Below are 14,146 nucleotides of genomic sequence, written 5' to 3'. Positions count from 1 at the left end.
CTGCAACAACTTAATTATAAAAGGAGAGCAACCGATGAAGAAAGTCGCTGTTATCATGGGCTCCGATTCTGATTGGCCTGTGGTCAAGGGTGCCTGCTCCCAGCTGGAGGCCTTTGGCATTCCCTATGAAGCCCACATTCTCAGTGCCCACCGCACCCCTGCCGCCGCTGCGGAGTTTGCCAAAGCTGCCCGCAAAAACGGCTTCGGTGTTTTGATCTGCGCCGCCGGCATGGCGGCACACCTGGCCGGTGCCTTTGCCGGCAACTCCACCCTGCCCGTCATCGGCATCCCCATGAAGGGCGGCGCCATGGACGGACTGGACGCGCTGCTTGCCACCGTCCAGATGCCCAGCGGCATCCCTGTGGCTACCGTGGCCATCAACGGCGCCAAGAACGCCGCCGTGCTGGCGGCCCAGATCCTGGCGGTTTCCGACGAAAGCCTCGCCGCCAAGCTGGACGCCGCCAGAGAGGACATGGCGGGGCAGATCGCCGCCAAGGAAGCGAAGCTGCAGGCGGAACTGGCCCAGTGACCAGTATTACATAATGATTTAGGAGTAACTGCATGGGAGGATTTTTCGGCGCCATCTCCAAGCGGGATTGCGTACTTGACATTTTCTTCGGAGTGGACTACCACTCCCACCTGGGCACCCGCCGGGGCGGCATGGCCATCTATGACGAGACCACCGGCTTCCAGCGGCAGATCCACAACATTGAGAATACCCCCTTCCGCACGAAGTTTGAAAGCGACCTGGCGGACTTCCACGGGTGCAGCGGCATTGGCTGCATCTCCGACACCGACCCCCAGCCCCTGCTGGTGCGCTCCCACCTGGGACTGTACGCCATCACCACCGTGGGCATCATCAACAACGCTGAGAAGCTGGTGGAAACGTACTTTTCCGACCACGGCCACCAGTTCATGGCAATGAGCAGCGGCAAGGTCAACGCCTCGGAGCTGACCGCCGCCCTCATCAACCAGAAGGACTCCCTGGTGGAGGGCATCCGCCACGCCCAGGACGTCATCGACGGCTCCGCCACCATTTTGCTTTTGACGCCGGACAGCATCATCGCCGCCCGGGACAAGCTGGGCCGCCTGCCGGTCCTGGTGGGGCAGAACGACGACGGCTGCTGCGTCTCCTTTGAGTCCTTTGCCTACCACAAGCTGGGCTATCGCGACGCCTATGAGCTGGGCCCCCGGGAGATCGTCCGCATCACGCCGGAGGGATATGAGACCCTTTCCCCCGCCGGAAAGGACATGAAGATCTGTGCTTTCCTCTGGACCTATTACGGCTACCCCAACTCCAATTACGAGGGCGTAAACGTGGAGGTCATGCGCTACCGCAACGGCGAGATCATGGCCCGAGACGAGGTGGCCCAGGGCCGCCTGCCCAAGGTGGACTATGTGGCCGGTGTGCCGGATTCCGGCCTGCCCCACGCCATCGGCTTTGCCAACCGCAGTGGAAAGCCCTTCGCCCGCCCCTTCGTGAAATACACCCCCACCTGGCCCCGTTCCTTTATGCCAGCCAACCAGGAGGTCCGCAACCAGGTGGCCAAAATGAAGCAGATCCCCGTGCCCGAGCTCATTGAAGGCAAGAAACTGCTGTTCGTGGATGATTCCATCGTCCGGGGCACCCAGCTGCGGGAGACAGTGGAGTTTCTGTACGACAGCGGCGCCGAGGAAGTCCACATGCGCTCCGCCTGCCCGCCCATTATGTACAGCTGCAAATACCTGAACTTCTCCCGGGGCAATTCCGACATGGACCTGCTGGCCCGCCGGACCGTCCAGGAGCTGGAAGGGGATGAGGGCCAGCAGCACCTGGAGGAGTACGCCGATGCCTCTACCGAACGGGGCAAATGCCTGCTGCACTCCATCTGCGAGAAGCTGGGCTTTGATTCCCTGGGCTACCAGTCCATCGACGGATTGCTGGAGGCCATCGGCATTGACAGGGACAAGATCTGCACCTATTGCTGGACCGGCAAGGAATAACATTATATTTATTTTTAATACAGGAGGACAAACATCATGCAGAAGTTAGCGCAGATTTACGAGGGCAAGGCCAAGAAGGTCTATGCCACCGACGATCCCAACCTGGTCATCGTGGATTATAAGGACGACGCCACCGCTCTGGACGGTTTGAAGAAGGGCACCATCGTGGGCAAGGGCGTCATCAACAACCAGATGACCAACCGTCTGATGGCCAAGATGGAAAAGGCCGGCATCCCCACCCATTTCGTCCAGGAGCTCTCTGCGCGCGAGACCCTGGTGAAGAAGGTCTCTATCGTGCCTTTGGAGGTCATCATCCGCAACATCTCCGCCGGTCATTTCGCCTCCCGCTACGGTGTGGAGGAGGGCATCGTCTTCGACCAGCCCACCATCGAGTTCTCCTATAAGAACGACGACCTCCACGATCCCCTGCTCAACGAGTATCATGCCCTGGCTCTGAAGCTGGCCACCCGGGAGGAGATCGACCTCATCAAGAAGTACTCCTTCGCCGTCAACGAGGTGCTCAAGTCCTTCTGGGCGGAGTGCGGCGTGACCCTGGTGGACTTCAAGCTGGAGTTTGGCAAGACCGCCGACGGCCAGATCGTCCTGGCCGACGAGATCAGCCCCGACACCTGCCGCCTGTGGGACAGCAAGACCCACGAGAAGCTGGATAAGGACCGTTTCCGCCGGGATATGGGCGGAGTGGAGGACGCTTACGCCGAGATCATGAAGCGCCTGCTGGACCACGATGCGGACTGAGCGCACCGCCCCGGCGGGCCGTCTCAACGGGGAGGCGGCAGCGGCCGGCAGCGTTTCCCCCCGCCACATTCATGAGGAATGCGGCGTATTCGGTATCTACTCCAACGCCACCGCCGACGTGGCCTCCATGGCCTATTACGCCCTGTACGCCCTGCAGCACCGGGGCCAGGAGAGCGCCGGCATCGTGGTGAATGACGATGGTGTGTTCACCTCCTGGCGGGATGTGGGCCTGGTCAGCGAGGTATTTCCCCGCGACCGGCTCTGTTCCCTGGGCAGCGGCAATATCGCCGTGGGCCATGTGCGCTACGGCACCACCGGCTCCGACAACAAGCGCAACGTCCAGCCCATTCTGGTGAACCACTACAAGGGCCGCATGGCCCTGGCCCATAACGGCAACCTCACCAACTCCCACGAGCTGCGCCAGAAGCTGGAGAGCAAGGGCTCCATTTTCCACACCACCACTGACTCCGAGGTCATCTCCTACATCATTGTCCAGGAGCGGCTGCGGACCGGCTCCATTGAGGCCGCTGTCTCCGCCGCCATGGAAAAAATCGTGGGCGCCTACTCCCTGGTGATCTCCTCCCCCTCCAAGCTCATCGCTGTCCGGGACCCCCACGGCTTCCGGCCCCTGTGCATGGGCAAGCTGAAGGACGGCAGTGTGGTGTTCGCCTCGGAATCCTGTGCCCTGGACGCCATCGGCGCCCAGTTTGAGCGGGACATCCTCCCCGGCGAGATCGTGGTGGTGGACAAAAACGGTGTCAAGTCCGACACCAGCCACTGCGGTAAGGCGCCGAAAAAGCTGTGCGTGTTCGAGTTTATCTACTTTGCCCGTCCCGACTCCGTCATTGACGGCTCCAGCGTCCACATCGCCCGCCAGCGGGCAGGCGCCTTCCTGGCTCTGGAGCATCCCGTCCAGGCGGATATCGTCATCGGCGTGCCGGACTCCGGCCTGGACGCCGCCCTGGGCTATGCCCGCCAGTCCGGCATCCCCTACGGCATGGGCTTCATCAAGAACAAGTACATCGGCCGCACCTTTATTTCCCCCACCCAGGCCATGCGGGAAAACGAGGTCAATATCAAGCTCAATCCCATCCGCTCGGTTGTGGAGGGCAAGCGTGTGGTCCTCATTGACGATTCCATCGTCCGGGGCACCACCTGCCGGCGGACCATCGAACTCCTGCGCAAAGCCGGCGCCAAGGAGATCCACATGCGGGTCAGCGCGCCGCCCTTTGTCTCCGAGTGTTACTACGGCACAGACATTGACGATAAGAACAAACTCATCGCCAACCACCACACCGTGGAGGAGATCGCCGAGATCATCGGCGTGGACTCCCTGGGCTACCTCAGTCTGCGGGACGTGGTGAAGCTGGCGGACAACACCCAGGGCGGCTTCTGCACCGCCTGCTTCGGCGGCGGCTATCCCACCCCTGTTCCCCAGGACGGCGGCAAGGACCGCTTCGAATGTAAGATCAGTGAAAGGAAAAAACCGTAATGCGTAGTTTTTCTGACAGCTATCGTGAGGCCGGCGTCAACATTGAGGCCGGCTATGAGGGCGTAAAGCTCATGAAAAAGCATGTGGAGCGCACGATGATCCCCGGTGTCGTGTCCGACATCGGCGGCTTTGGCGGCCTGTTCGCTCCCGACCTGAGCGGCATGCGGGAGCCGGTGCTGGTCTCCGGCACCGACGGCGTGGGCACCAAGCTCCGCATCGCCCAGCTGCTGGACAAGCATGACACCATCGGCATCGACTGCGTGGCCATGTGCGTCAACGACATCATCTGCTGCGGCGCCAAGCCCCTCTTCTTCCTGGATTACATTGCCATCGGCAAGAACGAACCGGAAAAGGTGGCCACCATTGTCTCCGGCGTGGCGGAGGGCTGCGTCCAGTCCGGCTGCGCCCTCATCGGCGGTGAGACCGCCGAGCACCCCGGCATGATGCCCGCCGACGATTACGACCTGGCCGGCTTCTCCGTGGGCGTGGTGGACAAGGCCAAGGTGGTGGACCACTTCGCCATGAAGGCCGGTGACGTCATCATCGCCCTTCCCTCCTCCGGCATCCACTCCAACGGCTACTCCCTGGTGCGGAAGGTATTCAACGTGGAGCACGCCAATCTGAACATGTACTCCGACGAGCTGGGCCGCACCCTGGGCGAGGCCCTGCTGGAACCCACCCGCATCTATGTCAAGTCCGTCCTGCGCTGCATGGACGCTGCCGCTGTCCGCGGCGTCAGCCACATCACCGGCGGCGGCTTCTTTGAGAACATTCCCCGCTGCCTGCCCGATGGCCTCACCGCCAAGATCGACCGCTCCGCCATCCAGACGCCTCCCATCTTCTCCATGCTGCAGCGTATGGGCGGCATCTCCGAGCACGACATGTTCAACACCTATAACATGGGCGTGGGCATGACTGTCATCGTGCCCAAGGAGGACGCTGACCGGGCCGTGGCCGCTCTGGACTGCGGCGCCTACGTCATCGGCGAGATCGTGGAAGGCGACGAGCGGGTGAGCCTATGCTGAAAAAAGCCAATATCGCCGTGCTGGTCTCCGGCGGCGGCACCAACCTGGAAGCCCTGCTGAAGGCCCAGGAGGAAGGCCGCATCCCCCACGGGCAAATCGTTTTGGTCTGCGCCAGCAACGAAACGGCGTACGCGCTGACCCGGGCCGCCAATCACGGCGTGCCCGGCGTCGCCATCCCCAGAAAGCAGATGAGCCAGGAGGCCTTTGAGACCACCCTCTCTTTGAAGCTGGCGGAATATAAAATCGACGTCATCATCCTGGCGGGCTTCCTCTCTATTTTGTCCGAGAGCTTCGTCCGCCAGTGGCCGGACCGCATCCTCAACGTGCACCCCTCCCTCATTCCCTCCTTCTGCGGCAAGGGAATGTATGGCTTGAAGGTCCACGAGGCCGCTCTTGCCAAGGGTGTGAAGGTCACCGGCGCCACCGTGCATCTTGTGAATGAGATCCCCGACGGCGGCCGTATCCTGCTGCAGAAGGCCGTGGACATCCTGCCCGGCGACACAGCGGAAACTCTCCAGTGCCGGGTCATGGAGCAGGCGGAGTGGGTGCTGCTGCCCCAGGCCGCCGAGATGTTATGTGAACAAATTTCAGAAAGCTGAGGAACGTTTTATGAACGAACTGGAACTGAAATACGGCTGCAACCCCAACCAAAAGCCCTCCCGTATTTTTATGAAGGACGGCTCTGACCTGCCCATCACCGTGCTCAACGGCAAGCCCGGCTACATCAACTTCCTGGACGCCTTCAACTCCTGGCAGCTGGTCAAGGAGCTGAAAGCCGCCACCGGCCTGCCCTCCGCCGCCTCCTTCAAGCACGTCTCCCCCGCCGGCGCCGCCGTGGGCCTGCCTCTGAGCGACGTGGACAAGAAAATTTATTTTGTGGACGAGGACGCCGAACTCAGCCCCATCGCCTGCGCCTATATCCGTGCCCGGGGCGCTGACCGCCTGTGCTCCTACGGTGACTGGGCCGCTCTTTCCGATGTGTGCGACGCCGCCACCGCCAACTACCTCAAGGCCGAGGTGTCCGACGGCGTCATTGCCCCCGGCTACACCGAGGAGGCCCTGGCCATTCTGAAAACCAAGAAGAAGGGCGGCTACAACGTCGTCCAAATCGACCCCGATTATGTCCCCGCTCCCCAGGAGTACAAGGACGTATTCGGCATCACCTTCCAGCAGGGCCGCAACAACTTTAAGATCGACGAGGAACTGCTGGGCAACATCGTCACGGAGAATCACGACCTGCCCCAGCAGGCCAAGATCGACATGATCGTCTCCCTCATTACATTGAAATACACCCAGTCCAACTCCGTGTGCTACGTGAAGGACGGCCAGGCCATCGGCGTGGGCGCCGGCCAGCAGAGCCGCATCCACTGCACCCGTCTGGCGGGTCAGAAGGCGGACAACTGGTACCTGCGCCAGCATCCCAAGGTTTTGGGCCTGCAGTTCGTGGATAACATCCGCCGCCCCGACCGGGACAACGCCATCGACATCTACACCTCCGACGAGTACGAGGACATCCTGGCAGACGGCGTGTGGCAGAATACCTTCAAGGTACGCCCCGAGGTGCTGACCGCCGAGGAAAAGAAAGCCTGGATCGCCACCCAGTCCGGCGTGACTGTTGGCTCTGACGCTTTCTTCCCCTTCGGCGACAATGTGGAGCGTGCCCGCAAGTCCGGCGTGCAGTACATCGCCGAACCCGGCGGCTCCATCCGGGATGACCACGTCATCGCCACTGCCAACAAATACGGCATCACCATGTGCTTCACCGGCATGCGTTTATTCCACCACTAAACCTTCTTCGAGGGGGAGCAGGCTCCCCCTCGATCTCCCCTACCGCCAGTGACGCCGGTCACTGGTTCGTGCGCCCAAGGGCGCACAGGTCGGGGTATTTTTGCCGCGTACACGCCGCGGCAAAAATAATTGAAATACGAATTGTCTTCGGCAAATTCTTTGCGAGGAGGACCTGCACAATATGAATCTTCTGGTCGTCGGCGGCGGTGGCCGTGAGCACGCCATTATCAAAAAGCTGAAAGAAAATCCCAGCGTAGAGACCATTTACGCCCTGCCGGGCAACGGCGGCATCGCCCAGGACGCCGTGTGCGTTCCCGAGATCGGCGCTAAGGACATCCCCGCCATCGTGGAGTTCGCCAAGTCCCACGCCATCGACTTCGCCGTGGTGGCGCCGGATGACCCCCTGGCCCTGGGCTGCGTGGACCGTCTCCACGAGGCCGGCATCCCCTGCTTCGGCCCGGATGCCAAAGCCGCCCGCATCGAGGCCAGCAAGGTCTTTTCCAAGAACCTTATGAAAAAGTACGGCATCCCCACCGCCGCCTACGAGGTGTTTGACGACCCCGCCAAGGCCCTGGCATATCTGAAGGATGCCTCTTTCCCCATCGTCATCAAGGCCGACGGCCTGGCCCTGGGTAAGGGCGTCCTCATCCCCCAGAGCCTGGAGGAGGCGGAGGCCGCCGTCAAGACCATCATGGAGGACAAGGCCTTCGGCGACTCTGGAAACGAGATCGTCATTGAGGAGTTTCTCACCGGCCCGGAGGTCAGTGTGCTGGCCTTCACCGACGGCACGGCCATCGCGCCCATGGTGTCCTCCATGGACCACAAGCGTGCCGGCGACGGCGACACCGGCCTCAACACCGGCGGCATGGGCACTGTGGCTCCCAACCCCTGCTACACCGCCGAGGCGGCCCAGGTGTGCATGGACACCATCTTCCTGCCTACTCTGGCGGCCATGCGGGCCGAAGGCTGTCCCTTCAAGGGCTGCTTGTATTTCGGCCTCATGCTGACCCCCAAGGGCCCCAAGGTCATTGAGTACAACTGCCGCTTCGGCGACCCGGAGACCCAGGTGGTACTGCCCCTTCTGAAGACCGACCTGCTGACGGTCATGCAGGCTGTGGAAAACGAAACGCTGGCGGACCTGGACGTGGAGTGGCACAGCGGTGCCGCCGCCTGCGTCATTCTGGCCTCCGGCGGCTATCCCAGCCACTATGAAAAGGGCAAGGTCATGACCCTGCCGGAGCACACTCCCGCCAACGTCACCATCTATCACGCCGGCGACAAGCTGACGGAGGACGGGCGGCTGGTCACCAGCGGCGGCCGGGTCCTGGGCGTCACCGCCACGGCCCCCACGCTGAAAGAGGCGCTGGCGGATGCCTACGCCGCCGCGGAGACGGTGGAGTTTGACGGCAAATACATGCGCCATGACATCGGCCGGCGGGCGCTGGCCGCGATGGAGGGATAACCATGGTACGACGTATCTATGTAGAAAAGAAGCCGGCTCTGCGCCAGGAGGCCGCCGGTCTTTTGAACGAGCTGCGGTCCCTGCTGGGCATCTCCGCTCTGACGGGGCTGCGGCTGCTGAACCGCTATGACGTGGAGGGCCTGGACGAGGAAACCTTCCAGCGGGCCGTGCAGACAGTGTTTTCCGAGCCCCAGGTGGATTACGCCACCGCCGCCCTGCCCGCCGAGGATGGCATTGCCTTCGCCGTGGAGTACCTGCCCGGCCAGTTCGACCAGCGGGCGGACTCCGCCAGCCAGTGCATCCAGCTGATGACCCAGGGTGACCGCCCCGCTGTCCGCACTGCCAGGGTCTATCTGCTCTCCGGCGATCTGACTCCCGCCGACGTGGACAAGATCAAGCACTACGTCATCAACCCCGTGGAGGCCCGGGAGGCGGACCTGGAGCCGGTGGAAACCCTGAAAATGGAGTATGACATCCCCACCTCCGTGGAGACTATTACCGGCTTCACCGCCCTGGATGAATCCGGCCTTTCCGCCCTGCTGGACAAGCTGGGCCTCGCTATGGACCTGGACGATTTGAAGTTCCTGCAGGCCCATTTCCGGGACGATGAGCACCGAGACCCCACCATCACCGAGGTCCGGGTGGTGGACACCTACTGGTCCGACCACTGCCGCCACACCACCTTCTCCACCCACATCGACTCCGTGGAGCTGCTGGACGAAAAGGTAGCCGCCGCCTACCGGCGGTATCTGGACGCCCGGGTGGAGGTCTACGGTGAGGAAAAGGCCTCTGTCCGTCCCCAGACATTGATGGATATGGCCACTATCGGGGCCAAGGTCTTGAAAAAGCGGGGCTTGCTCGCAAATATCGACCAGAGCGAGGAGATCAACGCCTGCTCCATCCACGTCACCGCCACGGTGGACGGCGAGGCCCAGGACTGGCTGCTGATGTTCAAGAATGAGACCCACAACCATCCCACGGAGATCGAGCCTTTCGGAGGCGCCGCCACCTGCATCGGCGGCTGCATCCGGGACCCCCTGTCCGGCCGTGCCTATGTGTACCAGGCCATGCGTCTCACCGGCTGCGGCGATCCCCGTGTTCCCGTGGCGGACACCATCCCCGGCAAGCTTCCCCAGCGGAAGCTTGCCCAGACGGCCGCCGCCGGCTACTCCTCCTACGGCAACCAGATCGGCCTTGCCACCGGCCAGGTCAGCGAGGTCTACCATCCCGGGTACGTTGCCAAGCACTTGGAGGTGGGCGCCGTGGTGGGCGCCGCCCCCGCGGAAAACGTGGTCCGTGAGCGTCCCGCTCCCGGAGATGTGGTCATCCTGCTGGGCGGCCGCACCGGCCGGGACGGCATTGGCGGCGCCACCGGCTCCTCCAAGAGCCACAACCGCAAGTCCCTAACCACCATGGCCTCCGAGGTCCAGAAGGGCAACGCCCCCGAGGAGCGCAAGATCCAGCGCCTGTTCCGGGACGGCAATGTCACCCGCCTCATCAAGCGCTGCAACGACTTCGGCGCCGGCGGCGTCAGCGTCGCTATCGGCGAGCTGGCCGACGGTCTGGAGATCGATCTGGACGCTGTCCGGAAGAAATACGAGGGTCTGGACGGCACGGAGCTTGCCATCTCCGAATCCCAGGAGCGCATGGCCGTGGTGGTGGCCCCGGAGAATGCCGCCGCCTTCATCGCCGCCGCGGAAAAGGAAAACCTGGAGGCCTATCAAGTGGCTGTGGTCACCGAGAGCCCCCGCATGGTCATGAAGTGGAACGGCGTCACCATCGTGGACTTGAGCCGCGCCTTCCTGGACACCAACGGCGCCGACAAGCATGCCTCTGTCCGTGTGCCGGAAATCAGCCGCCGCACCGGCGAGAAGGACACGGACCTGCGGACCATGGCCGCCAGTTTGAAGTCCGCCTCCCGCCGTGGCCTTTCCGAGCGGTTCGACTCCACCATCGGCGCCGGCTCCGTCCTCATGCCCTTCGGCGGCAAGCAGCAGCGCACCCCCACCCAAGCCATGGCCGCCTTGCTGCCTGTCCTGCCCGGCCAGGAGACGGACACCTGCTCCGTGATGGCCTGGGGATATGATCCCGAGGAGATGAGCGCGGACCCCTACACCGGAGCCTACCACTCTGTCATTACCTCCGTTGCGAAGCTTGCGGCCTCCGGCTGTGACTTCCACCAGGCATATCTCACCTTCCAGGAGTATTTTGAAAAGCTCCGGGAGGAACCCCAGCGCTGGGGCAAGCCCTTTGCCGCCCTGCTGGGTGCTTTGGACGCCCAGTTGGATCTGGAGCTGGCCGCCATCGGCGGCAAGGACTCCATGTCCGGCTCCTTCCTGGATATGGATGTTCCCCCCACTTTGATCTCCTTCGCCATCGCCCCGGCCGTGGCTTCCGAAGTGCTCTCTCCCGAGTTCAAGGAAGCTGGCCATCCTGTCTATCTGTTTCATGGGCCTGCCGATTGGGACCGCTTCCATGACCTGTGCGCCCAGGGCAAGGTAAAAGCCGCCTGGGCCGTGGAAAACGGCGCGGCGGAAGCTGTCATGAACATGTCCTTCGGCAACCGCGTGGGCTTCACCGCCGCCGCGGACGCGGACGCTCCCTGGTTCACCGCCTGCCCCGGCGCCATCGTGGCAGAGCTGGCGGAGGAGGTAAGCGGTGCCCGAAAGATGGGCGTCACCACAGCGGAGCCCACTGTTGTCATTGGCGGCGACAGTGCCTCCATCGACGAGCTGCTGGCCCTCAACGAGGGTGTGCTGGAGGATGTGTACCCCAACCGCACTCCCATGGACAACAGCCCCGTTCCTGTGCTGGAGGCCCCCGCTTTCAGCCGTGTGGCTCCCAAGGTAGGTGCGGTCCGTCCCAAGGTCCTCATCCCCGTGTTCCCCGGCACCAACTGCGAGTATGACAGCGCCCGGGCCGTGCTGCGGGCGGGCCTTGAGCCGGAGATCCTGGTGGTGAACAACCAGTCCGCCGCCGGCGTCACGGAATCCGCTGCCCGCTTTGCCCAGGCCGCCCGCCAGAGCCAGATCATCTTCGTACCCGGCGGCTTCTCCGGCGGCGACGAGCCCGACGGCTCCGGCAAATTCATCACCGCCTTCTTCCGCAACCCCGCCGTGAAGGACGCCACCCATGAACTGCTGAAAAACCGGGACGGCTTGATGCTGGGTATCTGCAACGGCTTCCAAGCGCTTATCAAGCTGGGATTGGTGCCCTTCGGTGAGATCATTGACACCGACGACGCCTGCCCCACCTTGAGCTTCAACGTCATCGGCCGCCACCAGTCCAAGATCGTCCGTACCCGCATCGCCTCCAACCGCTCTCCGTGGCTGGCAAAAATGCAGGTGGGCGACATCGTGAACGTGCCCATCTCCCACGGTGAAGGCCGCTTCCTCTGCCAGGAGGAGCTGCTGCGCAAGCTGGCGGAAAACGGTCAGATCGCCACCCAGTATGTAGATTTGAACGGCGTCTCCACCATGGACGTGGACTTCAACCCCAATGGCTCCGTCTGGGCCGTGGAGGGCATCACCTCTCCCGACGGCCGCATTTTCGGCAAGATGGGCCACGCCGAGCGGGTGGGTCCCGGCCTGTACCGCAACGTCCCCGGTGACTACGACCTGCACCTGTTCGAGGCCGCCAAGGATTATTTCTCAATTTAAGTTGCTTTTCCGCATATTTGTGATAACATAGTAAAAATACTTTCAGAATACTTTGAAATGAGGTGGCCCCAATGGCGTATTTTTTCAAGGAACCTTCTCATACCTTCAGTGAATATCTGTTGGTTCCCGGCTACTCCTCCTCCGAGTGCATCCCCGCCAACGTCTCTCTCAAGACGCCGGTGGTGAAGTTCAAAAAGGGCGAGGAGTGCCCCTTGACCATGAATGTTCCCATGGTCTCCGCCGTCATGCAGTCTGTCTCCGGCGAGAAGATGGGCATTGCCCTGGCCAAGGAGGGCGGCATCGCCTTCATCTATGTCTCCCAGCCCATTGACCAGCAGGCTGAAATGGTCCGCAAGGTCAAAAATTACAAGGCCGGCTTCGTGTCCAGCGACTCCAACCTGCGCCTGGGCGACACCCTGGCGGACGTGTTGGCTCTGAAGGAGCGCACCGGCCATTCCACCATGGCTGTCACTGACGACGGTACCGGCACCGGCAAGCTACTGGGTCTGGTCACCAGCCGGGATTACCGGGTCAGCCGCATGGACCCCTCCACCCCCGTCAGCCAGTTCATGACCCCTGTGGAGAAGGTCATCTCCGCTCCCGAGGGCACCAGCTTGAAAGTGGCCAACGACATCATCTGGGACCACAAGCTCAACGCCCTGCCCATCGTCTCCGAGGACGGCCATCTGGTGAGCTTCGTGTTCCGCAAGGACTATGACTCCCACAAGGGCAACCCCCTGGAGCTGCTGGACTCCCAGAAGCGCTACGTGGTGGGCGCCGGTATCAACACCCGGGACTATGCCGAGCGGGTCCCCGCTCTGGTGGAGGCCGGCGTGGACGTGCTGGTCATCGACTCCTCCGAGGGCTATTCCGAGTGGCAGGCCCGCACCCTGAAGTGGATCCGGGACCGCTACGGCGACACCGTGAAGGTGGGTGCCGGCAACGTGGTGGACGGCGAGGGCTTCCGCTTCCTGGCGGACGCCGGCGCCGACTTCGTGAAGATCGGTATCGGCGGCGGCTCCATCTGCATCACCCGCGAGACCAAGGGCATTGGCCGCGGCCAGGCCACCGCCGTTATCGACGTGGCCCAGGAGCGGGATAAGTACTTCGAGGAGACCGGCGTTTACGTGCCCATCTGCGCCGACGGCGGCATCGTCCAGGATTACCACATCACCCTGGCCCTGGCCATGGGCGCGGACTTCTGCATGCTGGGCCGCTACTTCTCCCGGTTCGACGAGTCCCCCACCAGCAAGGTCCTCATCGGCGGCAGCTATATGAAGGAATACTGGGGCGAGGGCAGCGCCCGTGCCCGTAACTGGCAGCGCTACGACCTGGGCGGTGCCGCAAAGCTGAGCTTTGAGGAGGGCGTGGACTCCTATGTTCCCTATGCCGGCGCTCTGTCTGACGGCATGGCCACTACCCTGGCCAAGGTCCGCTCCACCATGTGCAACTGCGGTGCCTTGACCATCCCCGAGCTGCGGGAGAAGGCCAAGCTTACCCTGGTGTCCTCCGTCTCCATCGTGGAAGGCGGCGCGCATGACGTTCTGCTGAAGGATACCACCAACTCCGGCAGCCGCAGCTGAGTATCTCTCTGACGCCGGCTCCGCCTTCCACGGCCCGCGCATCCGCGCGTACAAGCGTTTTGCTCCGGCAAAACCTTGAAACGGACGGGCTCCGCCCGGACATTTGCGTCCTATGCGGGGTCCCCGCGGGATGTGTCCCGTGGGGTGCGGCGGCGCGCATGACGTTCTGCTGAAGGATACCACCAACTCCGGCAGCCGCAGCTGAGTATCTCTCTGACGCCGGCTCCGCCTTCCACGGCCCGTGCATCCGCGCGTACAAGCGTTTTGCTCCGGCAAAACCTTGAAATGGACGGGCTCCGCCCGGACATTTGCGTCCTATGCGGGGTCCCCGCGGGATGTGTCCCGTGGGGTGCGGCGGCGCGCATGACGTTCTGCTGAAGGATACCACCAACTCCGGC

10 protein-coding genes are annotated in these 14,146 nt (G+C 62.9%); all 10 read left to right on the top strand.

Annotated elements, in window-relative coordinates; translation table 11 throughout:
* Positions 1 to 34: 34 nt before the first annotated feature.
* On the top strand, positions 35 to 529 hold the full coding sequence (purE, locus tag ACTQ4R_RS12600; protein WP_441629209.1) for a 5-(carboxyamino)imidazole ribonucleotide mutase: 495 nt from the start codon (positions 35 to 37) through the stop codon (positions 527 to 529).
* Positions 530 to 561: 32 nt separating this feature from the next.
* Entirely contained in the window at positions 562 to 1,983 is a 1,422-nt protein-coding gene (locus ACTQ4R_RS12595) for an amidophosphoribosyltransferase (RefSeq protein WP_441629207.1), read from the top strand.
* A gap of 36 nt (positions 1,984 to 2,019) precedes the next feature.
* Complete coding sequence (gene purC / locus ACTQ4R_RS12590; protein ID WP_441629206.1) at positions 2,020 to 2,739, top strand: phosphoribosylaminoimidazolesuccinocarboxamide synthase; 720 nt, start codon at positions 2,020 to 2,022, stop codon at positions 2,737 to 2,739.
* Positions 2,729 to 4,231, top strand: a complete 1,503-nt coding sequence (gene purF, locus ACTQ4R_RS12585; RefSeq protein WP_441629204.1) for an amidophosphoribosyltransferase — start codon at positions 2,729 to 2,731, stop codon at positions 4,229 to 4,231. The genes purC and purF overlap by 11 nt, the downstream gene beginning before the upstream one ends.
* Positions 4,231 to 5,256, top strand: coding sequence for a phosphoribosylformylglycinamidine cyclo-ligase (purM, locus tag ACTQ4R_RS12580; RefSeq protein ID WP_441629202.1), 1,026 nt, complete (start codon positions 4,231 to 4,233; stop codon positions 5,254 to 5,256). The genes purF and purM overlap by 1 nt, the downstream gene beginning before the upstream one ends.
* Complete coding sequence (gene purN / locus ACTQ4R_RS12575; RefSeq protein ID WP_441629200.1) at positions 5,250 to 5,855, top strand: phosphoribosylglycinamide formyltransferase; 606 nt, start codon at positions 5,250 to 5,252, stop codon at positions 5,853 to 5,855. The genes purM and purN overlap by 7 nt, the downstream gene beginning before the upstream one ends.
* Before the next feature lie 10 nt (positions 5,856 to 5,865).
* Positions 5,866 to 7,044: a phosphoribosylaminoimidazolecarboxamide formyltransferase gene (locus ACTQ4R_RS12570; protein WP_441629198.1), complete on the top strand. Its 1,179-nt coding sequence runs from the start codon at positions 5,866 to 5,868 to the stop codon at positions 7,042 to 7,044.
* A gap of 181 nt (positions 7,045 to 7,225) precedes the next feature.
* The gene (gene purD, locus ACTQ4R_RS12565) at positions 7,226 to 8,506 is read left to right on the top strand and encodes a phosphoribosylamine--glycine ligase (RefSeq protein WP_441629196.1); all 1,281 of its coding nucleotides are present in this window, start codon (positions 7,226 to 7,228) and stop codon (positions 8,504 to 8,506) included.
* 2 nt (positions 8,507 to 8,508) lie between these two features.
* Positions 8,509 to 12,165, top strand: a complete 3,657-nt coding sequence (locus ACTQ4R_RS12560; protein WP_441629194.1) for a phosphoribosylformylglycinamidine synthase — start codon at positions 8,509 to 8,511, stop codon at positions 12,163 to 12,165.
* Between the two features lie 71 nt (positions 12,166 to 12,236).
* On the top strand, positions 12,237 to 13,748 hold the full coding sequence (locus tag ACTQ4R_RS12555) for an IMP dehydrogenase (protein ID WP_441629192.1): 1,512 nt from the start codon (positions 12,237 to 12,239) through the stop codon (positions 13,746 to 13,748).
* The last annotated feature ends 398 nt before the right edge of the window (positions 13,749 to 14,146 follow it).

Origin of the sequence: Dysosmobacter sp. Sow4_B12 (assembly GCF_052116665.1) — a bacterium.
In the GTDB taxonomy this organism is placed as follows: Bacteria; Bacillota; Clostridia; order Oscillospirales; family Oscillospiraceae; genus Oscillibacter.
Note: the sequence above shows the minus strand (reverse complement) of the source record. Positions and strands in the feature narration are given on the sequence as shown.